Below are 25,978 nucleotides of genomic sequence, written 5' to 3' on the forward strand. Positions count from 1 at the left end.
CAATGGCAATCTGTAACAGATTAAGACTCTTTCAGCTCCGGGCGGGCGAAACGTCGATTCTCCAGCACCGGCAGCACGCTGCGGGCGTAAGCGATACGAGCGGCATCCAGCTCTGCATACAGCAGCGTCGGAGCCTCTGCGGCTTTGACCACTGCCACGCCTAAGGGATCAACCACCATGCTGTTACCGATATTGCGTGGACCACACTCGCCTACCGCCACCAGATAACAGGTATTCTCCAGCGCACGGGCGGTGACCAGCACCTCCCAGTGCATCTCCTTCAGCGGGCCTCTGAGCCACGCTGACGGCAGAACCAGAACCTCGGCACCCTCTATCGCCAGACGTCGCGCCAGCTCGGGAAAACGTACGTCATAGCAGGTCATCAGGCCAACCTTCATCCCGCCGACCTCAATCAGGGCCGGCACCTGCTCACCGGCAGTAATATTTTTTGATTCCTTCACCGCGAAAGCATCATACAGATGTAATTTGTCGTAGCGCGCAACCACCTCACCGGCGCGAATGGCGATCAGCACATTCAGCGCACGGCCTTCAGCAGTGGGCACTGGCACGCTCATCATGGTGGTCAGGCGGCTGTTGCGGCTGGCGGCCAGCAGCTGGCTGACAAACGGCCCATCCAGCGGTTGGGCCGCCTTCAGCACAAAGTCGGCATCGCTATTATCCCGTGCCAGCACGGCTTCCGGTAACACCAGCAGTTCGGCTTCAGCGGCTGCCGCATCTGCCATCAGCCTGATGCAGGTCGCCGCGTTAAGCTGCCAGTCACGCTCGACCGCGAACTGTCCCATCGCTATTTTCATTATCATTCTCCCGGGGCAGTGACGTTCGTCAGCTCAGCGGTTTGATATGGTATCGGGGTGATTCCAGATAGCCTTCACGGGCGTAAAAGCTGTTGGCTTTGATGCGATGTTCGTTACAGTGCACTTCAACGCGATCGCAACCGCGCTGCTGCGCCAGTTGCTCAGCATACTGCAACAACTGCTGCCCCACCCCTTTACTTCTCTCACCCTCGGCAATGCAGAAGTAGCTGATGCGGGCAAAATCACCAGCCAGCGCCAGCTGAGGAATAAAATGCAGAAACAGGAAACCCAGCACCGACGGCCCATGTTCCGCGACCAGCAGGCACTCATCGGGGTCGGCAATCAACTGCGCCAGACGTTTATCGATAAAATTTTCAGTCGCGCCATAACCTAACTCTGCCAGCAGGGCGCTGAGCGCGAAGCTGTCCTGCAATTGTGCCGGGCGAATATTCATGGTGACTCCCTCAGTCTGAGCGATGATGAATAAGCGGGAACTGCTGTTGACGATCGATAACCGGGAAGAAAACGGGTAAAAAAAAACCCGCCAGCGGCGGGTTTTTAAAATTCTGTCTGATAACTAACTTAAATTGCAGCAACGTTAGTAGCAGATGGGCCTTTAGCGCCGTCAGTGATTTCAAACTCTACACGCTGACCTTCAGCCAGGGTTTTGAAACCGTTGCTCTGGATAGCGGAAAAGTGTACGAATACATCTTTGCTACCATCTTCAGGAGTAATGAAACCGAATCCTTTGGACTCATTAAACCACTTAACGCTACCTTTAATCTTAGACATCAATATTACCTTTACATGAAAAATGGACACTAAACTGTGTCGAGTGTTAGTACAGCAATTGCGAGCGCTTTTGTCCAGTCCGGCATGAAGAAAAAGTGATAAATATCGAGTTTTTTTCATCTTAGCCGTGCCGGGCGCTCAATTAAACAACTAAAAAGAGAAGCGCGCCCAGGCAAAGAAAACATTACCGTTATTGTAAGTTCCCGGAATATAAGTCATTTGAAAAGTTGCCGGGCCGTAACCTATTGATGCTAAAGGAAGCAGTACCGGAATCGGGATATACTTCCAGTTATCACGCGCGGTCACCCCGGCGGTATAACCCGCACCCAGGCGAAAATTCTGATCGCTGAACGGACGCCAGGTTTTTTCCCAGCCGTAGCCGCCAATCGGTTCCCACTTATTATACGAGTCTTTAAACGCCATCAGGTAGATGCCGTTCCAGTTTCCATGCTCGTCAAAGCGAGAAATACCGCCACCGGCCCCCCAGGGGCGCTCGTTATACTTATCGGTTTTTTCTTTATCGTACGTCCAGCGGTTGTGCCAGGTGATAGCCGGGACATATAAGTCGTAAGAGTCGGGTGAGGTCCAGGTTTTTTCGACATTGTCGGTAAAGGTTTGCCACAACGTCTTACTCTGATCGATTATTTCACCCGCAGATGCTACCGAAGAAAACAGGCAACTGGAAAGAACCACTGGCAGGAAATATTGATTAATTGCTTTCACTTCAGTAACTACCATTCTTTGTATGAACTAAAATTTTAACAGCGCAAACTTCAACATTGTTTAAATCAGCCAGGCGAGCAGCGCAGCTGGCCGCGGCAAACGCTGCTATCTAAGCAGAAAATCCAAATATCCGCCCCGCATTTTAACTGCTGGATAAATTCTTTTCACATTGACATCCGATAACTTTCATAGATTTTCAAATGGAATGATTTCTTTACATCAAGATGTAACTGCATTATTCAGGTATTATCGCCCGATTGTTCAAAATAGCGCCGTTAATCAGAAGTTTCGCAGGGAAGCAATGTGAAGGTTTTATTGATAAAAGTCATGGAATCTTCGAAAAAAAACTCGGTGATTGCCAACGCTATTATCAGATTAACGCCAGAGCAACCAAAAATATTATGGAAATTCAGGCGAATATCTATTTCGTACGGGTATCAAACTTAGATAAACTTAATTTATCGATTTCTTATTAATTTTTGATAAGATAAATCTCATCTCAGCAGACAAGGATAAGTGAAATGGTCATGAAAGTGAGATGTACTTCGTGTGGAAGTAAAAAGTTTGTTTATACCTCCAAAGGAGAAAATCCTACAGAGCATCACGGCGCAGTCTGCGCGAACTGTAACAAACCGCTAACCCTAAAGGATTTGCTCCCACTGACGCCAATGGATCCGATTATCAAATGCTTGATCGGTCAGCGTAAGACAGGTTGAGATAGCAGACTGCCGCCGCAAACCGCAGCGACAGCCAGACAAGATTAAAAAATCAGTTTGAATACGCCGGTCAGCGTCAGCAGGCCGACGATAAAGATAATTGCGATAATCCAGAGAATAATTTTCATTCCATTTTCCTCGCCAATAAAAGAGATAAAAACCACGTTTCGTAGTGACTTAAGTATAGAAGAAGATTCGGATATTGTCGGAAATGGACATTTTTTTGCCCGCCGAATCCCCTACTTAAGCCACATCCGCGTCGGTGAGGGGGGGTGTTCTCGTTTTACAACATCAGCCAGCCGAGCCAGACAAAGGCGAATCCCGCCAGCCCCATGACCGTGGTCAGAACCGTCCAGGTGCGCAGTCCATCGGCAACTGACAGCCCAAGATAGCGTGTGACCACCCAGAACCCGGCATCATTGACATGTGATAACCCGAGCGCGCCAAAGCAGGCTGATAAGGCCACCAGCACCAGCTGCATTCCCTGCAAGTCAGCGACTGCACTACCTAACAGGCCACAGGTGGTGACGATAGCCACCGTCGCCGAGCCTTGCGAGGCGCGCAGCGCCAGCGACAGCACAAATGCCGCCGGTATAATCGGCAGATGAATACTCTCCAGTAGTAAAGCCAGCGCCTTGCCCACTCCTGACTCAACCAGCACTTTGCCAAACGCGCCGCCGGCACCAGCCACCAGTAGCACGCCAGCCGCGCCAGGAATCGCGCTGGTCACCACGGTATCCAGTTTATCTTTACCCCATCCCCCCCGAAGACCAAGTAACCACGCCGCCAGCAGCAAGGCAATAAGCAGAGCAATTGCAGGCGTGCTGATCAGCGCAACCACACCGTGTAACACGCCGGTTTCTGGCAACCACGGCGTCAGTAACGTACCGAGCATAATCAGTAATACCGGAATCACAATCAGCGCCGAGATCAGCAACGCCCCCGGTGGCTGAGCCTCAGCATGCGACTTTTTATCCTTGTCCGCCAGTTGTAGCTGCTCCAGCACTTCGACCGACAAATGATAATTTTTACGGTTCATCAGCTTTGCCACGTAATAACCAAATATTGCCGCCGGTATCGAGATGGCAATTCCCAGCATCATTACCCAGCCAATATCCGCATTCAGTAATCCTGCCGCTGCTGCCGCACCGGGATGCGTCGGAATCGAAACGTGCACCAGTAACATTACGCCTGCCATCGGCAAACCATATTTTAACGGTGAGACGCGTGCGACTTTGGCAAAACCATAAATTAGCGGAACAACAATAATAAAGCCGACTTCAAAAAATACCGGCAGACCGAGAATAAACGCCACCAGCGTCAATGCCGCCACCGAGCGTTTTATCCCCATATTACGGGTAAAACGCGCGGCCAGAGAGTCTGCGCCGCCGGAGGCTTCAATAATCGCTCCCAGCATTGCACCCAGCACAATAATAATCGAGATATGCCCCAGCAAACCGCCCATGCCAGACATAATCACTTCCATGATATGTTTAGCCGGAATACCGGTACTGATGGCGACAAACAGACTGGAAATTAATAAAGCAACAAACGGATGAACTTTCGCTTTTATTACCAGTACCAGCAACAAAATAACGCTGACAACAGCAATGGTTAACAGTAGGGTGGTAGACATAGTAAAAACCTCATTGTGGGGCGTTATTATGTTTAAGGCTTTGTTTTAATTAATACTTCCCAGGTGTATAACAGAATTTTGGCACAGTAAGTCTGCTGCCGGAGGCAGCGCGCCCGGCACAATAACGATTTCAGCCGTTATTTCAGCGAACGCCAGTTGGCAAACCAGCCAAGTCCATCAAGCGTCGCGCCACGCGGAAAATACTCGCAGCCAATCCAGCCGGAATACCCGACCTCATCCAGCAACTGAAACAGCCACGGATAATTGATCTCGCCTTCATCCGGTTCATGACGATCCGGAGCCGAGGCGATCTGAATATGCTGATAGCATCCGGCGTACTGACGGATTAAATGGCTCAGGTTGCCGTCGACCAGCTGCGCATGGAACAAATCGAGTTGGGTAAACACGTTGTCACGGTCAATGCGTTTCACCATCTCCAGTGTCTGATACTGACTGGCATAGAGATAATGTGGCTTGGTCACTGGATTCAGCGCCTCAATCAGCAGGCGAATATTGTGTGGAGCGAAACGCTCGGCGGCGTAACGCATATTGTTAATAAACGCCTGGCAGTATGCTTCACGATCGGCCCCTTCCGGCAGCGTCGCCGCCATCACATGCACCTGCGGGCAGTTAAGCGCAATGGCATACTCCAGCGCATTGTCGATATCACGCTGCGCCTGCTGCTCACGTCCGGGAATGGCCGCCACACCCCACTCACCAGCTGTCACATTACCTGGCGCGGTATTAAACAGCACCAGTTGCAACTGATTTTGTTGCAGTCGACTTTTTAATACCTCAGCCGGATAGTCATAGGGAAACAGAAACTCGACCGCCTGAAATCCTGCTGCCGCCGCAGCATCAAACCGTTCGAGAAACGGCAGTTCGGTAAACATGGTCGATAAATTGGCTGCAAACTTTGGCATAATTAACTCCTTAACTCTGCCACTTCATCATCGCTGAGATAACGAATCGGTCGATCGCCGAGGGTGAAAATCAAACGAGCTGTCTCTTCCAGCTCTTCAGTATTGTCTGCCGCTTCACGCAGACTTTTGCCAACGACCACCGGTCCGTGATTAGCCAGCAGAAACGCGTTGTAGTGCGGCGCCAGCTCGGCCAAATCCTCACCGAGGCGTGCATCGCCCGGGCGGTAATAAGGCACGACCGGCACATCACCGACGCGCATTACCACATACGGCGTAAAGGGTTTAATGCAGTTTTTACTGTCCAGCCCTTGCAGGCATGACAGCGCGGTCAGATAGAGGCTGTGCAAGTGCACCACCGCTTTACATCCTGGTTTGTTCAGATAGATAGCCCGATGGAAACTGATCTCTTTCGACGGTTTATCGCCGGAAAGCCACTCCCCTTCCAGCGTCACTTTTGACAGGGTGTCCGGATTAAGATCGCCGAGGCATGAGCCGGTAGGCGTCGCCAGTAAGCTGCCATCCTCCAGCAGCATCGACAGATTTCCGGCTGAACCGGTGGCATAGCCACGCTGGAAGAAAGATGCGCCCAGTTTTACCATCTCTTCGCGAGCTTGTTGTTCGGTCATCGTGGAAACTCCGTTTGTGCGCGGGCAAAGAAATTCTCATCACCAAAGTTGCCAGACTTCAGCGCCAGCGAGAGTGGCTGCCCGGTATCCCGCACCCAGGGTACTCCCGGCGAAATCGCCGGACCGATATGAAATGCACTGACGCCCAGCGTCTGCGCCACCACCCCGGACGTTTCGCCGCCCGCGACAATAAAGCGCTGGAAACCTCGCGCCTTCAGCTCACGCACGACGGCGGCGAAACAGTGCTCTACCGCCTCGCTACTGCGTGCAGCGCCGTACTGCGACTGAATCTGTTGCAACTGCTGCGCATCCGAAGTGGCAAATAGCAGCGGCGCCAGCTCGCCGTCGGCGTTCTGCTCTACCCAGTCAGACAGCTGCAAGGCATAACCTTGCGAATCGTCAAGGCAGCGCTCAACCTCGACCACTTTAGCCGGAGCCTGCTGGCGATAGACCGCTACCTGTCGATTGGTCATCGTCGAGCAGGATCCTGAAATCACGACCGCGCGCTCGCCCTGTGGTGCCCCCGCCGCTTCGGCTTGTTGCCGATCGCCGCCGCCAGAAGCCAGCTGCCGCGCCAGGCCAATCGCCAGACCGGAACCACCGGTCACCAGCTTCATCTCCTTCAGCGCCGCTCCCTGAGTGAGCAGATGCTGTTCATTCAGCGCATCCAGCACCACATAGCGCACCGCTTCGGCTTTCAGCGCAGCCAGCCGCGCCTGTACTGCCTCTGGCCCCTGATCAATCACCGCGCTGGCAATCAGCCCGGCTTTTCCCCGCGCCTGACTTTCCATCAGACGCATCAGGTTGCTGTCGGTCATTGGCGTCACCGGATGATGGCGCATGCCGGACTCGGACAGCAGCGTATCCATCACAAACAGGTAGCCCTGATAAACGGTACGACCGTTAACCGGTAGCGCCGGTGAGATAATGGTTTGCGGTTCATCCAGCGCATCCAGCAGCGCATCGGTGACCGGGCCAATATTTCCCTGAGCGGTGCTGTCAAAGGTGGAGCAATATTTGAAATAAAAGCGCTCGCAGCCCTGCTGTTGCAGCCAGCGCAGCGCCGCCAGTGAATCACTGACCGCCTGCTCTGACGGACAGGATCGCGATTTCAGGCTGACCACAATCGCGTCGGTGCCAAAACGCTCATCGCCCAACGGCACGCCATTCAGCTGTACCGTCGACATGCCGTTTTGTACCAGAAAACTGGCGATATCCGTGGCACCGGTAAAGTCGTCGGCAATCACACCCAGGCGCATTATGGTTGCTCCTTCTTTTCCGGCAGCGTAATGCCGCTAAAAATTTTGATTACCGCGCTGTCATCCTGCTTGCCAAAGCCGGCGTTACTGGCAGAAGTAAACATATTGAACGCCGTTGAGGCCAGCGGTAATGGGAAGTGCAGCGCTTTTGCGGTGTCCGCCACCAGACCCAGATCTTTTACAAAAATATCCACCGCAGACTTGGGCGAGTAGTCGCCATCCACCACGTGGCGCATGCGGTTTTCAAACATCCACGAGTTACCTGCCGCATTGGTTACCACGTCATACATGGTATCCAGTGGGATACCGGCACGCGCCGCCAGCGCCATCGCTTCCGCTCCGGCGGCAATATGCACGCCGGCCAGCAGCTGATGGATAATTTTGACGGTAGAACCGAGGCCTATTTCACTGCCGATGCGATAGACCTTGCTGGCCACCGCATCCAGCACCGGTTGCAGGATGGCAAAGGCCCGATCGCTGCCGGAAGCCATCACCGTCATTTCGCCCAGCGCGGCTTTGGCGGCTCCACCCGATACCGGCGCATCCAGCATCAGCAGTTGATGCTGCGCCAGCTGCTGCTCAATCAACTGAGCATCCTGCGAGGAGATGGTTGAAGAGACCATCACTACCGTGCCAGCTTTCAGTTTGCTGGCGATGCCGCGCTCACCAAACAGGATGCCTTTCACCTGCTGCGCATTGACCACCAGCAGCAGCACCGCGTCCAGCTGGCTGGCAAAGGCATCAGCACTGCTTTCAGCAGCCTGTGCGCCGCTTTGACGCAGCGTTTCCAGCGCCTGCGGATTGAGGTCGACGCCAAAGGTATTCAGACCAGCCTTAATGCAGGACTGCGCCGCCCCCATGCCCATTGAACCCAGGCCAATCACGCCGACGTTAAATGCTGATGTCTGTGCCATAACTTCCTCGTGTTAATTTTGGTGATAATTTGTTTTGTTGTGTTAAGTATAAGCACTCTGCGGCGGCTTTCACGTGATGAATCTCACAATTATTAACGTCCACCACGGCGGGTTTTAACACTAATTAACAAGAGCAAGGCGGGTATATGAATAACTTATGATTAAAAACAATGAGTTAATTTGTATACCAGGTACCTCGCTGGTGATGAATTTTTGATCGGCTGCCAAATGAATGCGCCAGAATGTGAAAAAATGATAAAAACGCCGCAACGCCAGCGCTATACTGAAAATAACAGGTCAGGGTCTGTCAGAAAGGAGTAGTCATGATCCCGGTACAACGTCATCAACAAATTTTAGCGCTGATAGCAGAGCGCGGCGTCATTAGCATTAATGAGCTGACAGAGCGCCTGGGGGTTTCCCATATGACCATCCGGCGTGACGTGCAGAAGCTGGAGGAGCAAGGTGCACTGCTGTCAGTCTCCGGCGGGGTGCGCTCTACAGAGCGACTGGCGGCAGAGCCTTCGCACCTGGACAAAACCGCCATGTTCAGTGAGGAAAAATTCGTTATCGGCCAGAGCGCCGCACAACATATTCCACGCAATAGCTGTATCTATCTGGATGCCGGAACCACCACGCTGGCACTGGCGCGTGAACTGGCTGGTCGTGACGATCTGTTAATCGTCACCAATGACTTTGTGATCGCCAATTTTATTATTGAGTCCACCCAATGCCGGATGATTCACACTGGCGGTAGCTTATGTCGTGAAAACCGCTCCTGCGTTGGCGAGGCAGCGGCGCGCGCACTGCAAAACCTGTCAATTGATATCGCCTTTATCTCAGCGTCCTGCTGGGGACAGCGCGGCATTTTTACGCCGGATGAAGATAAAGTGATGGTGAAGCGGATGGTCGCCGAAGTCAGCAGCAAGCGCGTATTGCTGAGCGACAGCTCAAAATACAATAAAATTGCGACCTTCCTGGCGCTTCCACTGGATAATTTTGATGCGATAATCACCGACAGCAAACTGCCTTCCAGTGCGCAGCAAACGCTGGCATCAGCCGCGCCGGAGCTGATTGTGGCTCGCTGAAAAAGAATATTGCGAGCGCGATCACGAGACTGCCGTCTCTTCCCTGCTGCCGCTTCGCCGTTCCTTGTCTGAGCAACTAAACTTAATCACGTTGGCCTGGGCCGTTTAATGCCCTCACTTGTTATAAGTTCAAATCAGCAGGTAACAAGGAGATAAGATGAGCACGATTAATACCCGTATGGGCAGGTACAGTTTAAAGGCTCGCGATGTGGGCAATCATATCCGCGGCACCATTGCGATTAATGATGAAGGCGGTACTCCTCTCACCATGCAAGATTTTGATGAGCACTACCTGGATGATGTGATTAACAATGTCATCTATCCGCTAACCGGTGGCAATCGTGATATCACCAGACAGCTACGCGAACAAATGGTGAAAGCGGGCTTTGAACAGCCGCATTAAGCCTGTTATTTTCGGGCCGCCGCAGTGTGGCCCGGATGTTTTCTGCAGCTTACAGAGGATCTGATGCATAACGATTTCAACTGGCTCAACGAACCGCCGCAATGGTCGGTTAATGACGATTCACTGCATGTTGTCACGGCCGATAACAGTGATTTCTGGCGAGAAACCTGGTATGGCTTTACCCGCCACTCGGGCCACTTTTATTACCGTGAGGTTAGCGAGGATTTTACCTTTCAGGTTAAGGTCAATGCGGAGTTCTCCGCACTGTACGATCAGGCTGGAATTATGATCGCCATTGATGAACAGCAGTGGCTTAAATCCGGCATTGAATTTAGCGATGGCCAACCGATGATGGGCAGCGTATTAACTGTTGGGCACTCTGACTGGGCAACCGGGGTGTTTCCCGCTGATGCCGCACAGTTCTGGATGCGAATCACTTTAAAAAATGGCTGTTTGCGGCTGCAATATTCTGCGGATGGCATCAGCTGGCCGCTACTGAGGTTATGCCGCTTCCCGCAAGCCAGCCACTACCGCATTGGCGTAATGTGCTGCACTCCGGAGCGCGCGGGTCTGAGCGTGATATTTAGCGAGATCAATCTGACGCCAGCGCTGGATTTGGATCTGCATGATTTAAGCTAAAATGAAAAAACGCCGCCCCGGTGTTATTTCTGTCTCAGGGGCGGCGTCTGGCAATAAACTGACGACACGGCTAACAGTTGAACGGCCGATTAAATCACATTCGACAGCAGCAGACAGCCCACCAGTCCACACACCGAAATAATCGTCTCCAGCACTGACCATGAACGAATAGTCTCGCCAATCGTCAGATTAAAGTACTCCTTAAACAGCCAGAAACCTGGGTCATTAACGTGAGAGAAAATCACGCTACCGGAACCGACCGCAATCACCATCAGCTCCGGGCTGGCGCCGCTGGTAATAATCAACGGGGCAACAATCCCCCCGGCGGTGATGGCCGCAACGGTAGCTGAACCGAGCGCAATACGCAGCACCGCTGCAATCGTCCATGCCATCAGAATCGGCGACAGGTTGCTGGCATGCATCATGTTGGCAATGTAGGTGTCGACGCCACTGTCCACCAGCACTTGTTTAAACGCCCCGCCGCCACCGATAATCAGCAGCATCATCGCGATGATCTTAATCGAATCACTGATGGTGCCCATCACTTCATCGATACTGCGACCGCGATTGAGACCAAAGGTAAAGATAGCGATCAGCACGGCGATCAGCGTCGCCATAATCGGATCACCTAAAAACTCGGCGTAAGGCAGAATCACATGGCCTTTTGGCAGCACCATTTCAGCCACCGCACGCAGTGCCATCAGAATCACCGGCACCAGTGAAGTCCAGACGCTGACGCCAAAGCCAGGCATCTCCGCTTCGGTAAAGGTTTTCGGGTTATACAGCCCTTTTGGAATCGGTTTATCGATACCTTTCAGGAAGCGCGCATAAACCGGGCCGGCCAGTATTACCGTCGGAATAGCCAGCAGGGTGCCAAACAGCAGGGTTTTACCCATATCGGCGTTAAACAGCGTGGCAATCGCGGTTGGGCCAGGATGCGGTGGCAGAAAACCGTGAGTGACAGACAGCGCAGCTGCCATCGGTACACCGACATACAGTAACGGCACGCGGGCAGAAGCGGCGATGGAGAACACCAGCGGCAGCAGCAGGACAAAGCCCACCTCATAAAACAGCGCGAAACCAACGGTAAAACCGGTCAGTACCACCGCCCACTGAATATGTTTTTCACCAAACTTATCGATCAGCGTGGTGGCAATACGCTGAGCGCCACCGCAATCTGCCAGCAGCTTACCCAGCATGGCACCGAAGCCCATAATCAGCGCCAGGCTCCCTAAGGTGCCACCAACGCCGGCTTTAATTGAGCCGATCACTTTATCAACGGGCATACCCTGCATAATACCGACCGCCAGGGCGACCAGAATCAGCGCGATAAATCCATTCAGTTTGAAGCGAATCATCAGCAGCAGCAGTAATGCTACCCCGATCGCAACGATGACTAATGGCATAAATTCTTCTCCGGTGCATGCAGATTATCAGCAGGTTGATAGCCGCATATTTATCATTATTCCCAATCACCGGCCTGACCGTATCAGGCAGGATTGGGTGGATTTTCAGGTCATACATCAGGCGCATCCGGCCTGTTACCGATAACATGTTAGCGGTAACATCCGCTCACAGTAATCCCTGACGCAGGCTGAATTACCATTTTGGGAGCATGATCAAAGTTTTGAAATAAGGTCATTAACCGATTTTTCATTCCCGGCCTGGCCATCACAGGTAAACTGTCGGCTTACCTGTGATAAGAAAAAGTTGAGAGAACCGATGAATATCAGTCAGATGATTTCCAACCGGCAGACCTTTTTCGGTAACGGAAGTCTGCGAGAGCTAATACCGCTGCTTGAGGCTTCCCCACTGCCTACCCTGTTGTTTTGCGGACGCTCCTTTTTGCAGGGCGCGGCTTACGCCAGCATTAAGCAACCACTGGATGGGTTACTGCTCGGCCATGAAATCGTCAGCCATGAAGCCTCACCTGATGAGATTGATTGCTGGGTCGCGCGCTGGCGCGGCAAGGTGTCACGGGTCGTCGCGATTGGCGGCGGCAGCGTACTGGATGCCGCCAAAGCCTTTGCCGCACTGAGTGAACATCCGCTACCGACTTTGCGCTATCTGGAAAAAGTCGGCGACAGCAAACTTAGTGCAAATACGCTGCCGTTGATTGCCATCCCGACCACTGCCGGCACCGGCAGTGAAGTGACGCAAAATGCGGTGGTGACCGATAAAGCGACGATCAAAGTAAAAGCCTCGCTACGCCACCCCAATTTTGTACCGCAGGTTGCGATTCTTGATCCGCTGCTGCTGAAAGGTGCACCGGACCAGGTACTGGCCTGCTGCGCGATTGATGCCTTCACCCATTTATTTGAAGCTTATCTGTCGGCCAAAGGAAATGCGTTTAGCCGCCAGACCGCCATCAGCGGTATGCAGGCGTTTATCAACGGCTGGCCGGCACTTAATCGCGACGATCGCCTGGGTGACGATGCACGTGAGCAGATGATGATGGCTTCGTGGCTCGGCGGACTGAGCCTGAGTATGGCGGGACTCGGCGTAATTCATGGCATTGCCGGTGAGTTGGGAGCCATTAAGGATTATCATCACGGTGAAGTCTGCGGTCGCCTGCTATTGCCATTTCTGACTCTGCTACATAACAGTCAACATCCACAGCAGCAGCAACTGATGACAGAACTGGCGAGCAAACTGTTTGATAAAGTCAGTGACAGCCCGGCACTCCTGCTGGCGGAGTGGATCAAAGCTCAGGCGATAACGCCATTCTGGCAAACGCCACAGCCGTTAAGTGAAGAGGAACGGCAGTGGATTCTGGCGCGTTCCAACAGTAAAAACTCGCTGGTTGACTATTCACGCGAGCAACAGTACTGGATGCTGCAGCAGGCCTACCCGTAGCAGCGGCGTTCTCACCGCCCGAACCGGGGTTTTGCACCCGACATCGCTTCAGGGCGGGAGCTGAAAACGGCTCCCCTACAATCCAGGAGAGCCGTTCTCGCCGCCCAAGTCAAGATTTGCCGCAGGCTCAGAGGTTAAATCACAGTTGCTGGCCGTTGCTGGCGATCACTGCTTTATACCAGTCGAAACTTTTCTTGCGGGAACGTGCCAGCGTGCCCGTACCGTCATCATGTTTATCGACATAAATAAAGCCGTAGCGCTTGCTGTACTGCCCGGTGGTAAAGGAGACGCAGTCGATGCAGCCCCACGGCGTATAACCCATCAAATCGACACCGTCTTCAGTCACCGCTTTTTTCATCTGCTCAATATGCGCCTGTAAATAAGCGATGCGGTAATCATCGTTGATGCTGCCGTCGGCCTCAACGCGATCCACCGCGCCAAAACCATTTTCCACAATAAACATCGGCTTCTGATAGCGCTCATAGAATGCATTCAGAGTATAACGCAGGCCAACCGGGTCAATCTGCCAGCCCCACTCTGACGCCTTAACGTGTGGATTCTTCACGCTGCCATTAAAACCGGCAATCGCATCGCCACTGGCGTTATCTCTCGCCGCATACTGCACCGCGTTACTCATGTAGTAGCTGAAACCGAGGTAGTCAGCGCAGCCTTCGCTGAGGATTTGACGATCGTCCGCCTCCATCTCAATCTGGTAGCCTTTACGCGCCCACTCGCTGAGGATATAAGACGGATAATAACCGCGCAGCTGAACGTCGCCGAACAAATGACGCTCACGCATCGCTTCCTGAGCAAACATCACATCATCCGGATTGCAGGACCACGGATAAAGCGGCACCAGCGCCAGCATGCAGCCAATTTTAAACTCAGGATTGATCTGATGACCCAGTTTGACCACTTTGGCACTGGCAACAAACTGGTGATGCAGCGTCTGATACATCGCCAGCTCAGGATTTGGCTGGTCGGTAAACACCACGCCGGAACAGCAGTAGCCAAACAGCGGATACTGCCAGTTACGCTGATTATTGATTTCGTTAAACGTCATCCAGTATTTCACTTTTGACTGATAACGCTTCATCACCACTTCGCTGTAGCGCACAAAGAAATCAACCACTTTGCGGTTCAGCCAGCCGCCATACTCTTTCACCAGGTGATACGGCATCTCAAAATGCGACAGCGTAATTACCGGCTCAATATTATGCTTCAGCAGCTCATCAAACAGGTCGTCGTAAAACTGTAATCCAGCCTCATTCGGCTGTTGCTCGTCGCCATTGGGAAAAATACGCGTCCAGGCAATTGAGGTACGAAAACACTTAAACCCCATTTCAGCGAACAGCGCGATATCCTGCTTATAGTTCGAGTAAAAATCGACCGCCTGGTGATTTGGATAGCTATAGCCTGGCTGAACGCCGTCAGTAATCACCCGATCAACACCGTGTGCGCCGCCGGAAAGAACATCACAAATACTGACGCCCTTGCCACCTTGATCCCAACCACCTTCAACCTGATGCGCCGCTACCGCGCCGCCCCACAGAAAGTCTTTCGGTAATTGTTGTTCAGACATGTCATATCCTTTTCAAAAACAGATAAATTCGCTGGCGCACGGCCAGCGTGGTTAATAATCCACTGCGCTATCAAGATTCTGCCCGTTGCTGCGGATTACGCGTTGATACCAGGCAAAACTTTTCTTCTTAAAGCGCGCTAAATCTTTCAGATCATGTTCGTCGCGATTAACATAAATAAAGCCATAACGTTTGCGAATGCCCTGATGCGTACTGACCAGATCGATGGCCGACCACGGGCAGTAGCCAAACAGATCGACGCCATCGGAGATCGCCAGCTGCAGCTGCTGAATATGTTCACTGAGATAGGCAATCCGGTAGTCGTCATGGATTTTATTGCCCGCAGCCAGCTCGTCAAATGCACCGAGGCCATTTTCCGTCACAATCAGTGGCAGATGATAACGATCGTAAATTTCACGGGCGGTAATGCGAAAACCTACCGGATCGATATACCAGTTAAACTGATTTTTCTTCAGATAACGGTTTTCGGTACCGACATACACGGTTTCATCGATGCCCGCCAGCTGCTGATCGACTAACTGAGCAGCGGCATCTTCGTCGCTGTCTGCTGGCAGCCCGGCTCCCACCGTGGCTGAGGCATAATAGTTAAAGGCGATAAAGTCCGGTTTCCCGGCGCGCAGAATAGCCATCTCGGCGTCGGTAATGGTCGGCAGATAGCCCTTCTCCGCCATAAAGCTCCAGGCCACGGCGTTATAGCGTCCATAACAGGCCAGATCGAGATACAGCCAGTTACGTATCGACGTGAAATTATTGGCCGCCAGCACATCTTCCGGACGCGGGCTGGCCGGATAAACGCAGGAAATATTCGGTGCCGGGCCAATTTTCGCCTGCGGCAGCATCTGGTGACAGGCAATCATCGCTTTGGCCTGCGCCAGCATCATATGGTGATTCTGCTGATACAGCGTTTTTTGTGGGTCTGGCGTGCCCGGTGGCAGCGTGCCGATAACATCCCCTTTCAGGATCATCATGTTCTGTTCGTTGATCGTCAGCCAGTAATTGACGCGATCGCCATATAATTCAAACGCGGTTTTGGCAAAATGCTCGAAGGCGTCAATGGTCGCCGGATCGGACCAGCCGCCCTTTTCCTGCAGCGCCCACGGCAGATCAAAATGGTACAGCGTGACCAGCGGTTCAATATCATGCTGACGCAGTGCATCGATCAGCCGATGGTAAAACGCCGCGCCTTCAGCATTCAGCTCACCGCTGCCCTGTGGAAACAGGCGGCTCCAGGCAATTGAAAAGCGATAGGTTTTCAGCCCAAGCTCGGCAAACAGTGCCACATCCTGCTGAAAACGATGATAGTGATCGCTGGTCACGGTAAAATCGGTAATGCTGTCGCTAAAACGGGCTTTATCGATCACCGATGGCCCTTTACCGTCTTCATTCCATGCGCCTTCAACCTGATAAGCTGAGGTCGATGCTCCCCATAAAAATCCTTCAGGAAACGGGGTTAACTGCTGATGTTTCATCGTTTAACTCTCCTGAAATTAAGCAGATTTAAGTGCGGCAATTTCACGGTGCAGCACGATAATCTCTTCTGCCAGCTCGCGACACAGCATGGCGTTCATTAGATGATCCTGCGCATGAACCAGAATTAAATTCACCGGGATCTTGCCGCAGCCTTCATCAGCCCCGATCAGCGCGGTCTGGATCTTATGCGCTTCACGCGCCGCCGCCGAGGCCGCCGTCAGATGTTGATCGGCTGTCGCCCAGTCGTGTTTCCGTGCTGCGCGTAGCGCTTCCATCGATAACGAGCGCGCTTCACCGGCATGAATAATCAGCTCCATTACCGTGGTTTCATCAAGTTCCATTAATGGCTCTCCGCAGTTTGTAAATTCTGTTTCTCTTCCGCTTCGGCTTGGGCCAGCAGCTGGCGCTCATACATTTTGAAGAACGGGTAATAAATCAGGGTCGATACGCCAATCAGTACCGCCACCAGAATTATCGCGCGATAATCCCAGCCGGTTGACCAGGCAGCACCTATCGGCCCCGGCGTGGTCCAGGGTGCCAGCGAAATAACGTGGTTAACTAAATCGGTTCGCGTGGCGACCCAGGCAATGATGGCATTGACCAGCGGCGCGGTGACAAAGGGAATAAACAGCAACGGGTTCATCACCACCGGCGAACCAAAAATAATCGGCTCGTTGATATTAAACATGCTCGGCACCAGCCCCAGCTTACCAATCGAGCGCAGGTGCGGTGCGCGGCTGCGCAAATAGAGGAATACCAGACCCATGGTGGAGCCGGAACCGCCGACCACAATAAAGAACTGCCAGAACGGCTCAATAAAGATTTGGGTAATCGGTTGACCGGCATTCAGCTCCTGCTGATTGATGCCGAGGTTGGTCAGCCAGAACGCCTGCAAAATACCGCCGACAATCACCGCGCCATGAATACCAGCGAACCACAGCAAATGGCAAAGCAACACCGCAATCAGAACCGCCGGCAGCGAGTCCGAGGCCGAGATAATCGGTGCAAAGATTGCCATAATCGCCTGTGGCAGCAGCATGCCAAACTCATGCTGAATAAACAGGCTTAGCGGGAACAGCGTCAGAAAGATCGCCAGAATCGGAATCAGCAGATCGAACGACTGGCGGATCTTCGGTGGCACCTGCTCCGGCAATTTGATGCCAATATTATGTTTTTGCAGGAAGTGCATTAATTCAGTGCTGTAAAGCGCCACCAGAATAGCGGTAAAAATACCCTCGCCGCCCAACGATCCGACCGGCAGTGCGCCATTGGTGTGCGGTGCGGCCACGACCAGAAATGACATCAGTGACAGGCAGGCAGCCATAAAACCATTCATTTTATAGCTTAGCGCCAGGTTATAAGAGATAGCCGCGGCGATATACACCGCCATAATGCCCATGGTCATATTGAACGGCATCATGATTTGCTCAGAATAGCTGGCCACCATCCCCAGCCACCACTTGGCAATCGCCCACTGGCTGTCGGCGCTAAAAGGCGGATGGGCAAACAGCAGCATAAAAGAGCCGACAATCAGAAACGGCATCGACGAAATAAATCCGTCCTTAATTGCCGTTACGTGTCGTTGATTTGACAACCGTGCCGCTACCGGACTGATACGATTTTCAATAATGCCAAATAATGATTCACTGAATGCGCCCATTATTATTCTCCGCGTGGGGTGATCAACGCCAGTGCATCATTCAATACCTTTTTACCGTTCATCATACCGTAATCCATGGTATTAATGACCGCCACCGGCTTATGCTTCTCCGCAGCAATCGCCTGAAAATCCGCTAATTTATATTTTATTTGCGGCCCCAACAGGCAGCAGTCCCATGCATCAATCTGGCTGGCAAAGTCATCAAAGCCAACCGCCAGTAACTCTACGTCAATTCCTTGTTCTTTCGCTTCTTTTTCCATTCTTTGCACCAGCATACTGGTAGACATCCCGCCGGCACAGCACAGTAAAATTTTTTTCATCGCTATCTCCCGCCTGTTGTTTAACCTGATTTAGACAAATCAAGCAACAATCTGCAACCGGTTTCATATTACTTTTCACATTTTGTGATTCGGATCGCAGTGGGCAGCAAAGCTTATAAAAAACGCAATGAAATAATAATTGAATATATTTTAATTTCGAACTATTACTTGTTTCAGACATTATTAAACCACGAGCATAACCGCCTGCAAAATTAACCGTATTATTGCGCCGCAACGTTAGCTGCTGCAGATAAAATCGCAATACGTTAAACTGCGCCCGGAGTTTTCATGTTCAGGAATCCAGTATGACGACGATGCTAGATGTGGCGAAAAAGGCTGGCGTCTCTAAGGCGACGGTTTCACGCGTGCTTGCCGGCAATAGCTATGTCAGCAAAACCACCAGGGATCGGGTATTTAAGGCGATTGAAGAGACCGGCTATCGGCCCAATCTGCTGGCGCGTAATCTGGCGACGCGTAAATCGCAAAGTATCGGTCTGGTGGTAACCAACACGCTGTACCATGGCCCCTACTTCAGCGAACTGCTGTTTCAAACCGCCACGCTGACTGAGCAGCATGGTCGTCAGCTGATTCTGGCCGATGGTAAGCACAGCGCGGAAGAGGAACGTCAGGCGATCCAGTTTTTACTCGATCTGCGCTGTGACGCAATCATTATCTATCCGCGCTTTCTCAATCCGGCGGAGCTGGATGCGATTATTGAACAGCATCCGCAGCCGATTATGGTGGTTAACCGCCAGCTCAGCCGCCACCCGGATAACTGTGTGTTTGCCGCGCATCAACAGGATAGCCTGGAGGCGGTCAGCCATCTGATTACACAGGGCCACCGTCAGATCGCCTTTATTCGCGGCATCAGCGGTTCACCAACCAGCGAAAGCCGCTATGCCGGTTATCAGCAGGCGCTGGCAGCACACAATATTGAGTTTGAAGCGGCGCGAGTGATCGAGGGAGCATGGACGCCCGAGAGTGGAAGACTGGCCGCACAGCAGTTGCTGGCGCGCGGCGTCGACTTTTCGGCTCTGGTTGCCGGTAATGACGATATGGCGATTGGCGCTGCCAGAGCCTTTCATCAGGCGGGAATCAGCGTACCGCAGCAGATTTCCCTGCTGGGTTTCGACGATACGCCGACCGCTTCGTTCTTTATTCCGACTTTAACTACCGTGCATGTGCCGGTGGCGGAGATGATCAAAGAGACGCTGAACCGGCTGCTCAATTTACTCGACGGCAAAGCAAATGTTCCGCAGACGCCGTTCAGAGGCAAGCTGATGTTACGTGAGTCGGTTATTCCGTTTTCCGACCGCGCTCAGGCCAGCAGATCACCAGCAGGCCGCTGACAATCAACACCACACCGCCCAGCGTCCCCCAGTAAAAAGGTTCATTCAGACCAGGTAAAAACAGCGCGGCTAACCACACCAGAATATAACTCAGACTGAGCAGCGGATATGCGCGGCTCAGGCTGATATAGTGCAGCGCCACCACCCAGCACAACATTGAGAATCCATAGGCGCTCAGCCCGGCGAGCAGCGCAATTGCCCCGGGGGTGACGGCCATTAAGGCGTAAAAAAACGCCTGCAGGTCGCTGGCGGGCGGCAAGTTCAGCATCGCCCATTTCATACTGAGCTGTGCTGCGCTCACCAACAAAATACTGAGTGCCGCCCACAGATAGCCAATCATGCGTAAATTCCCAATACCATTACTCCGGCGACAATCAGCATAATCCCCAGGGCGTGACGCAGGCTGATGCGCTCCTGCCACAACCAGCGCGCGGCAAGGGCGATAACAATAAAATTCAGGCTAAGCATCGGATAGGCGACGCTAACCGGCACCTGCTGTAATACCCACAGCCACACCAGCATTGCGCTACCCAGCAGCAGCACACTGAGGCTCAGCCATAACAGCATATGCCGTTTATATCGCACCACGCCGCGGCGGTGAGTGGCCTGTTTCTGACAAAGCTGGCCTGCACAACTGAGCAGGCTGGCAATGGCAATCAGCAGGATATTCATGGTTGCTGATTATATTGATACAAGATGAATCGCCCTTGTTGATAAATATAGTCAGCCGCAGGCAGCGTATTACTGGTTTCGTCTTCACCTCTTGCCAGTAACAAGATCAACGAGACTTTTCCCTGACGGCGATGAATTGCCAGCCAGTCAGCGAATTCGGGGCCATCGACCAGACGGTGGCGCGCATCCGCATACTGCAGGCCATATTTCAGTTCTCCGGCTTCCTCAAAGAAATCGATATCACTGCGCTTCAGTTCCCAGGCAATGCCCGCAGCCACGCCGGGACTGTCAGCCAGAATAAAGCGGCTGTCGCTGATATTCTGACGTACGGCTTGAATAAAGGCCTGCGGCTGCTTCGAATCCTCAACCTGTTGCGGAATCACTGCACCGACCAGCAGTGCAATCCCCAGAGGACAAAGTACCGCTGCCGGCCAGCGTCGCTCAGGGTTTTTCAGCGTGAACGCCCCCACCAGTGCCCAGAATACAAAAGCACTGGCGGCCAGTATTACCTTCAGTAGTTCACTGGTGGCGTACAGTGGATGCCGCGTAACGCTCCACGGGGCCAGCACCAACAGCACCACCAGCGCGCAGATCAGGCCAAACAGCATATTAATCCAGCCATTGGTGCGCAGTACCGCGCTACCCGTGGCAACCAGCTGCATTGCATGGCGCGCCATTAAAATCGCCAGCGGCGCAAAGCAGGGCAGAATATAGGTTGGCAACTTGCCTTTTGCTACGCTGAAAAACAGCAGCGGCATAATAAACCATCCCAGTAAATAGAGGCTGCCGCTATCTTGCTGCCGCTGCTGCCAGCTGCGCCGCAGCGCGCCGGGTAGCAGCGCCAGCCACGGCAGTGTTCCGGCCAGCAGTACCGGCAAGTAATACCAGAATGGCGCTTTATGCTGCGCATTGTCCTCGGCAAAACGCTGAATATGTTCGACCCAGAAGAAATAGTGCCAGAAATCAGGCTCGCGCCGGGCTATCGCCAGTGCCCACGGCAGGGTAATCAGCAGCGCACTAAGTATCGCCAGCGGTCCGAACAGCAGCAGCTCTTTCCAGCGCTTTTGCTGAATCACCCACGGCAGAACGCCAATCACCGGAACCGCCAGCGCCAGAAAACCTTTGGTCATAAAGCCCATGCCGCAGGCCAGTCCCAGCAATATCCAGGCCAGCACTTTTTTACCGGTGCTCTTCGCTTCAACCGCCAGCCAGAAACTGCACATCGCCGCCGCCAGCCACAGGGTGATCATCGGATCCAACACCGCATAGCTGCCAATGGCATAGACTAAAAAGCAGCTGAGGAAAATGATCGCGGCCATCAGTGAAGTTTTACTGTCGCGCCACATTTTCCAGCTCAGCCAGTAAACCATTAATGCCGTCAGCGTGACTGAAAATACCGAGCCGAAACGCACGCCAAAATTACTGGCGCCAAACAGCCATTGGCCGAGATTATTAATCCAGTAACCTGCGACCGGCTTTTCGAAATAACGCAGGTCAAAAAAATGCGGCACGACCCAGTCGCCGCTGGCCAACATTTCGCGACTGATTTCAGCGTAGCGTGTTTCATCCGGCTGCCACAGGCTACGAAACTCAATAGGGATCAGGTAATACAATGAAAAAAGCACCAGCAGAAGCCAGCCATTTTTTAACATTTTCATCTTGTCTTCACTCTGATAATTGCTCGCATCCCAGCCATCCTTCCCTGCCATGCAGCGACCCGCGCACCACTTTGCCGGTCGGCAACGTAGAGGTATCCGCAGGAAGTAACTCGCTGAGTGGACAAAATTGAATCCCCTGCTGCTCCGCCATGGTTAAAAGCTCGGCAAACAACTGACGCATCGCAATCCCTTCAACTTCAGCATGGATGGTATACACCGGCGTTCCGCGATGCTGGTTAATTTTATCAATAATAAAGGCGTTATAGTTTTCGGCCGTCACTTCACTACCAATCACTTCATCCCAGGTTGGCAGCGTCACCGGGATCTGTACCGTGCCCAGCGATCCATCCGCCAGCCGTGGTCGGAAAGGCGCGCTGCCGCGGCAGTCGCTGTTATAGTGAAAAGCAAAAGCCTCTTTGGCTTCGATTACCCGCTGATCGGCACGCCAGCCAGCGACCGCTGAACAGCTGACGGCGTCACCGGTAATCTCACATAGTGCCTGATACCCACGGTCTATCTGCTGGCTGAGTTGTTGCTCTGACCAGACTCCGGCCCAGGTTTGCCAGGCGAAGTGGTCCCAGGCGTGCAGGCCAACTTCATGCTGCTCAGCGGCCGCGCGAATCACCTCCGGCAACCCCTGACCAATATTACGCCCCGGCCACGCGGTGCCCGCCAGCAAAATATCCCAGCCGTACAGCGAGGCGGCATTGGAGCGCAGCATCTTCCAGAAGAATTTCGGTTTCAGCAGGCGCCAAAGATGGCGCCCCATGTTGTCCGGCCCGACACTAAAGAAAAATGTTGCTGTGGTGTGGTGCGCGCTAAGCATTTCCAGTAAGGCAGGAACGCCGTCGCGCGTTCCGCGCCAGGTATCAACATCAATCCGCAAACCGACTTTTTTCATTAACTCCCTTCCACCGGGTCAACGGTTTTCAGGAAGAAATCCAGCGTGTCATCAATGGTTTTTTCCATTCCAACTTCTGGCGTCCAGTTCAGCAGGCGACGCGCGTTGCGAATGCTGGGCTTGCGGTGCTCAACATCCTGGTAGCCCTTACCGTAATAACTGCTGCTTTCCACTTCGCGGAAGCCAGCAAACGGCGGGAACTGATCGCGCAGCGGATGACGCTCAAAACTCGCCAGCAGCTGCTCTGCCAGCTGTTTGATACTGGCTTCATTTTCCGGATTACCAATATTGATAATCTGACCGTCGCAATTATTGTTTTTATTTTCAATAATGCGGAACAGTGCCTCAACGCCGTCAGCGATGTCGGTAAAGCAGCGTTTCTGCTGGCCGCCATCGATCAGTTTAATCGGCGAGCCTTCCACCAGGTTCAGAATCAGCTGGGTAATCGCCCTTGAGCTGCCGATACGCGCCGCATTCAGGTTATCCAGTCGTGGCCCCATCCAGTTGAAAGGTCGGAACAGGGTGAAGCGCAGTCCCTCTTTCTCGCCGTAAGCCCACAGCACGCGATCCAGCAACTGTTTCGATACCGAATAGATCCAGCGCTGTTTATTGATTGGCCCGACGATCAGATTCGAGTGATCCTCATCAAATACCGGGTCGCTACACATGCCATACACTTCCGAGGTTGACGGGAAGATTATCCGTTTTTTGTATTTCACACAGTCGCGGATAATTTTCAGGTTCTCTTCGAAATCCAGTTCGAATACTCGCAGCGGATTACGGGTATATTCAATCGGTGTGGCAATTGCCACCAGCGGCAGAATCACATCACATTTTTTAATGTGATATTCAATCCACTCGGAGTGAATACTGATATCCCCTTCGACAAAATGGAAACGCGGGTTAGTCATAAAACGGCTGATGGCATCCGAGCTGATATCAAGGCCAAAAATTTCGAAGTTATCATCCTGCAACAAACGTTCGGTCAGGTGATTACCAATAAAGCCATTCACACCAAGAATTAATACCCGGGTGCGGCGTTTAACTGCGGCGTGCGGCAGGTTGTTTAATAATGCGCCGGGAACCAGGCCCAGCGTCTGGGCCAGCTGCGACCCCTGCATATACACGCCGTTTTCGCTCTGGCCGGTCAGCACTTCCAGTGCTTCACTGCCACAGGCGATAATCAGTGGCTGCGTCGACAGCACAGTACCGGGTTTTGCCGCTGGCATCTCGCTGTGTACGCGAGTTTTCCAGAGGGTAAATTTACTGGCTCCGACATAGCTGAATGCCCCAGGCCAGGGATCGGTCACCGCACGCACCAGATTGTGGATCACCGCTGCGGGTTGATCCCATTGAACACGGCCATCTTCCGGCGTTCTGCGGCCAAAATAGCGTGCTTTACTGTTGTCCTGCGGCTGTTCAGTGAAATCACCGGTTAAAATCCGCGGCAGAATATCGCTTAACAGGTCGGCGGCGGTCTGATTAAGTTTGCCATGCAGGGTGCGGGCATTATCTTCCGCGCTGATTGCTACCCGCTGTTGGGCAACAATCGCCCCGGCATCAGCACGCGCAACCATGCGATGCAGCGTGACGCCAGTTTCTGTTTCGCCGTTGACCAGCGCCCAGTTAAGCGGTGCACGTCCGCGGTAGTCAGGCAGCAAGGAGCCGTGAAGATTAAAAGCCCCCTGCTTCGCACAGTTAATAATCTCGTCACACAGCATATTGCGATAGTAAAAAGAGAAGATAACCTCAGGCTCGCTGCTTTTAATCCGGTCTACCCACAGCGGATGATTAATATCTTCTGGTGCAAATACCGGAATACCCTGCTCAGCAGCGGTGCGCGCTACCGAGGCAAAAAACTGATTCTCACCCACCGCATCAGCATGCGTATAGATAGCGGTAATGTCATAACCCGCGTTGACCAGCGCATTGATACCAACGCACCCCATATCGTGATAAGCAAAGACGACGGCTTTCATTATTGATTGTCCTGTGCAGAAGAAGATGGTGAGTGTTTAACTACGCGCTGGATGAAATAACGCGGGCGGGCACGGACGTCGTTATAGATACGTCCAATATATTCACCGAGTAAGCCCATGCCGACGAACTGCGCGCCAATAAAAATAAACAGAATGGCGAACAGCATAAATACGCCTTCTGCCGCCCACTGCGGTCCAAAAAACAGCCGCAGTACGATCAGCAGCAACGAAATGGCAAAGCCAAATAATGCAATCGCGCTGCCAAATACGCTCAGCATTCGCAGTGGCGTAGTGGTCAGGCAGGTGATCAGGTCGTACATCAAATTAATCAGCTTCATAAAGCTGTATTTTGAGTCGCCAAACTCGCGCTCGGCATGTTTAACCGGAATTTCAATCGCCCGACGGGCAAAGGTGTTCGCCAGAATCGGAATAAAGGTGCTGCGCTCGTGGCAATGCAGCATTGCCTCAATAATATGACGGCGGTAAGCGCGCAGCATGCATCCGTAGTCGCCCATCGCTTTACCGGTAGTGCGTTGAATCAGATGATTGATCATGCGCGACGCGCGTTTACGGAACCAGCTGTCCTGGCGGTTTTGCCGCACGGTACCGACTACGTCATAACCCTCTGCCGCCACGCTGACTAAACGCGGAATCTCTTCCGGCGGGTTTTGCAGATCGGCATCCAGCGTAATAATTAAATCACCGCTGACGTGGCTGAAACCGGCCATAATCGCCGAATGCTGGCCATAGTTACGGTTGAGTAATACCGCGACGATATGGCTGTCCGGCTGTTCAGCCGCTGCCGCCATCATCTCTGCCGAATCATCACTGCTGCCGTCATCCACCAGCAAAATTTCATAATCCATGGGCAGCAAGGCGCAGGCAGCAGTGGTGCGCCGGATTAATTCCGGCAGGCACGCCTGCTCATTAAAGACTGGGATCACTACCGAGACTTTATTAATTGGTTGTTCATTCATGTCG

27 protein-coding genes are annotated in these 25,978 nt (G+C 52.8%); 6 read left to right on the forward strand and 21 right to left on the reverse strand.

Annotated features, from left to right (window positions below):
- Nucleotides 1-20: 20 nt before the first annotated feature.
- From ACP3TC_RS15230 to pagP, 4 genes are all read right to left on the reverse strand, one after another.
- The gene (locus ACP3TC_RS15230; RefSeq protein WP_426816765.1) at nt 21-815 is read right to left on the reverse strand and encodes a deaminated glutathione amidase; all 795 of its coding nucleotides are present in this window, start codon (nt 813-815) and stop codon (nt 21-23) included.
- Nucleotides 816-843: 28 nt separating this feature from the next.
- Complete coding sequence (locus tag ACP3TC_RS15235) at nt 844-1,269, reverse strand: GNAT family N-acetyltransferase (RefSeq protein ID WP_426816766.1); 426 nt, start codon at nt 1,267-1,269, stop codon at nt 844-846.
- A gap of 128 nt (nt 1,270-1,397) precedes the next feature.
- Nucleotides 1,398-1,607 carry a transcription antiterminator/RNA stability regulator CspE gene (gene cspE / locus ACP3TC_RS15240; protein WP_313856384.1) on the reverse strand — a complete coding sequence of 70 codons (210 nt, stop codon included), beginning with the start codon at nt 1,605-1,607 and terminating at the stop codon, nt 1,398-1,400.
- A gap of 150 nt (nt 1,608-1,757) precedes the next feature.
- Nucleotides 1,758-2,330: a lipid IV(A) palmitoyltransferase PagP gene (gene pagP, locus ACP3TC_RS15245; protein ID WP_390902500.1), complete on the reverse strand. Its 573-nt coding sequence runs from the start codon at nt 2,328-2,330 to the stop codon at nt 1,758-1,760.
- Between the two features lie 527 nt (nt 2,331-2,857).
- On the opposite strand from pagP, the gene ACP3TC_RS15250 reads away from it, so the two are divergent.
- Nucleotides 2,858-3,046 (forward strand): ECs_2282 family putative zinc-binding protein, encoded by a 189-nt coding sequence (locus ACP3TC_RS15250; RefSeq protein ID WP_426818285.1) that lies wholly within the window; start codon nt 2,858-2,860, stop codon nt 3,044-3,046.
- 283 nt (nt 3,047-3,329) lie between these two features.
- Here the strand turns inward: ACP3TC_RS15250 and ACP3TC_RS15255 are convergent, their stop codons facing one another.
- The 5 genes from ACP3TC_RS15255 to ltnD all read right to left on the reverse strand — a co-directional run bounded on the left by ACP3TC_RS15255 (nt 3,330) and on the right by ltnD (nt 8,404).
- Nucleotides 3,330-4,682, reverse strand: coding sequence for a GntP family transporter (locus tag ACP3TC_RS15255; RefSeq protein WP_313856381.1), 1,353 nt, complete (start codon nt 4,680-4,682; stop codon nt 3,330-3,332).
- A gap of 137 nt (nt 4,683-4,819) precedes the next feature.
- Nucleotides 4,820-5,605 carry an HPr family phosphocarrier protein gene (locus ACP3TC_RS15260; RefSeq protein WP_313856380.1) on the reverse strand — a complete coding sequence of 262 codons (786 nt, stop codon included), beginning with the start codon at nt 5,603-5,605 and terminating at the stop codon, nt 4,820-4,822.
- A 2-nt stretch (nt 5,606-5,607) separates the two neighbouring features.
- On the reverse strand, nt 5,608-6,231 hold the full coding sequence (locus tag ACP3TC_RS15265; RefSeq protein WP_313856379.1) for an aldolase: 624 nt from the start codon (nt 6,229-6,231) through the stop codon (nt 5,608-5,610).
- Complete coding sequence (otnK, locus tag ACP3TC_RS15270) at nt 6,228-7,490, reverse strand: 3-oxo-tetronate kinase (protein ID WP_426816767.1); 1,263 nt, start codon at nt 7,488-7,490, stop codon at nt 6,228-6,230. Before otnK ends, ACP3TC_RS15265 begins: the two co-directional genes overlap by 4 nt.
- A complete protein-coding gene (gene ltnD / locus ACP3TC_RS15275; protein WP_313856377.1) occupies nt 7,490-8,404 on the reverse strand; it encodes an L-threonate dehydrogenase in 915 nt (304 codons plus the stop codon). Before ltnD ends, otnK begins: the two co-directional genes overlap by 1 nt.
- A gap of 323 nt (nt 8,405-8,727) precedes the next feature.
- Between ltnD and ygbI the strand changes: the two genes are divergently transcribed.
- From ygbI to ACP3TC_RS15290, 3 genes are all read left to right on the forward strand, one after another.
- A complete protein-coding gene (gene ygbI, locus ACP3TC_RS15280; RefSeq protein ID WP_313856376.1) occupies nt 8,728-9,489 on the forward strand; it encodes a DNA-binding transcriptional repressor YgbI in 762 nt (253 codons plus the stop codon).
- Nucleotides 9,490-9,646: 157 nt separating this feature from the next.
- Nucleotides 9,647-9,892 (forward strand): hypothetical protein, encoded by a 246-nt coding sequence (locus ACP3TC_RS15285; protein WP_313856374.1) that lies wholly within the window; start codon nt 9,647-9,649, stop codon nt 9,890-9,892.
- A gap of 63 nt (nt 9,893-9,955) precedes the next feature.
- Entirely contained in the window at nt 9,956-10,531 is a 576-nt protein-coding gene (locus ACP3TC_RS15290; protein WP_313856373.1) for a DUF1349 domain-containing protein, read from the forward strand.
- Between the two features lie 89 nt (nt 10,532-10,620).
- Here ACP3TC_RS15290 and gntT read toward each other — a convergent pair whose 3' ends face one another.
- A complete protein-coding gene (gene gntT, locus ACP3TC_RS15295) occupies nt 10,621-11,937 on the reverse strand; it encodes a gluconate transporter (protein ID WP_313856371.1) in 1,317 nt (438 codons plus the stop codon).
- A 316-nt stretch (nt 11,938-12,253) separates the two neighbouring features.
- Between gntT and ACP3TC_RS15300 the strand changes: the two genes are divergently transcribed.
- Nucleotides 12,254-13,387 (forward strand): iron-containing alcohol dehydrogenase, encoded by a 1,134-nt coding sequence (locus ACP3TC_RS15300; RefSeq protein ID WP_426816768.1) that lies wholly within the window; start codon nt 12,254-12,256, stop codon nt 13,385-13,387.
- A 139-nt stretch (nt 13,388-13,526) separates the two neighbouring features.
- Here the strand turns inward: ACP3TC_RS15300 and ACP3TC_RS15305 are convergent, their stop codons facing one another.
- From ACP3TC_RS15305 to ACP3TC_RS15325, 5 genes are read right to left on the reverse strand one after another with little or no spacing between them, the layout of a single operon-like run.
- Nucleotides 13,527-14,969: a 6-phospho-beta-glucosidase gene (locus ACP3TC_RS15305; protein WP_426816769.1), complete on the reverse strand. Its 1,443-nt coding sequence runs from the start codon at nt 14,967-14,969 to the stop codon at nt 13,527-13,529.
- Between the two features lie 51 nt (nt 14,970-15,020).
- Nucleotides 15,021-16,457 (reverse strand): glycoside hydrolase family 1 protein, encoded by a 1,437-nt coding sequence (locus ACP3TC_RS15310; protein ID WP_313856368.1) that lies wholly within the window; start codon nt 16,455-16,457, stop codon nt 15,021-15,023.
- An 18-nt stretch (nt 16,458-16,475) separates the two neighbouring features.
- On the reverse strand, nt 16,476-16,799 hold the full coding sequence (locus ACP3TC_RS15315; protein ID WP_052899785.1) for a PTS lactose/cellobiose transporter subunit IIA: 324 nt from the start codon (nt 16,797-16,799) through the stop codon (nt 16,476-16,478).
- Complete coding sequence (locus ACP3TC_RS15320; protein ID WP_313856367.1) at nt 16,799-18,118, reverse strand: PTS sugar transporter subunit IIC; 1,320 nt, start codon at nt 18,116-18,118, stop codon at nt 16,799-16,801. Before ACP3TC_RS15320 ends, ACP3TC_RS15315 begins: the two co-directional genes overlap by 1 nt.
- Before the next feature lie 2 nt (nt 18,119-18,120).
- A complete protein-coding gene (locus ACP3TC_RS15325; RefSeq protein WP_313856366.1) occupies nt 18,121-18,438 on the reverse strand; it encodes a PTS sugar transporter subunit IIB in 318 nt (105 codons plus the stop codon).
- A gap of 305 nt (nt 18,439-18,743) precedes the next feature.
- Here ACP3TC_RS15325 and ACP3TC_RS15330 point away from each other — a divergent pair, with 305 nt between their 5' ends.
- On the forward strand, nt 18,744-19,787 hold the full coding sequence (locus ACP3TC_RS15330; RefSeq protein ID WP_426816770.1) for a LacI family DNA-binding transcriptional regulator: 1,044 nt from the start codon (nt 18,744-18,746) through the stop codon (nt 19,785-19,787).
- Here ACP3TC_RS15330 and arnF read toward each other — a convergent pair.
- Genes arnF through arnC form a run of 6 tightly spaced genes read right to left on the reverse strand, consistent with a single transcriptional unit; the run spans nt 19,735 to nt 25,974 of the window.
- A complete protein-coding gene (arnF, locus tag ACP3TC_RS15335) occupies nt 19,735-20,124 on the reverse strand; it encodes a 4-amino-4-deoxy-L-arabinose-phosphoundecaprenol flippase subunit ArnF (RefSeq protein WP_426818286.1) in 390 nt (129 codons plus the stop codon). The two genes, ACP3TC_RS15330 and arnF, sit on opposite strands and share 53 nt — an antisense overlap.
- Entirely contained in the window at nt 20,124-20,459 is a 336-nt protein-coding gene (arnE, locus tag ACP3TC_RS15340) for a 4-amino-4-deoxy-L-arabinose-phosphoundecaprenol flippase subunit ArnE (RefSeq protein ID WP_426816771.1), read from the reverse strand. Before arnE ends, arnF begins: the two co-directional genes overlap by 1 nt.
- A complete protein-coding gene (gene arnT, locus ACP3TC_RS15345; protein ID WP_313856363.1) occupies nt 20,456-22,117 on the reverse strand; it encodes a lipid IV(A) 4-amino-4-deoxy-L-arabinosyltransferase in 1,662 nt (553 codons plus the stop codon). The genes arnE and arnT overlap by 4 nt, the downstream gene beginning before the upstream one ends.
- A gap of 7 nt (nt 22,118-22,124) precedes the next feature.
- Nucleotides 22,125-23,018 (reverse strand): 4-deoxy-4-formamido-L-arabinose-phosphoundecaprenol deformylase, encoded by an 894-nt coding sequence (gene arnD, locus ACP3TC_RS15350; protein WP_313856361.1) that lies wholly within the window; start codon nt 23,016-23,018, stop codon nt 22,125-22,127.
- Nucleotides 23,018-24,997 (reverse strand): bifunctional UDP-4-amino-4-deoxy-L-arabinose formyltransferase/UDP-glucuronic acid oxidase ArnA, encoded by a 1,980-nt coding sequence (arnA, locus tag ACP3TC_RS15355; protein WP_313856360.1) that lies wholly within the window; start codon nt 24,995-24,997, stop codon nt 23,018-23,020. The genes arnD and arnA overlap by 1 nt, the downstream gene beginning before the upstream one ends.
- Entirely contained in the window at nt 24,997-25,974 is a 978-nt protein-coding gene (gene arnC / locus ACP3TC_RS15360; protein WP_313856359.1) for an undecaprenyl-phosphate 4-deoxy-4-formamido-L-arabinose transferase, read from the reverse strand. The genes arnA and arnC overlap by 1 nt, the downstream gene beginning before the upstream one ends.
- Nucleotides 25,975-25,978: the final 4 nt, after the last annotated feature.

Origin of the sequence: Winslowiella sp. 2C04, assembly GCF_050037805.1 — a bacterium.
GTDB classification, from domain to species: Bacteria; Pseudomonadota; Gammaproteobacteria; order Enterobacterales; family Enterobacteriaceae; genus Erwinia; species Erwinia toletana_A.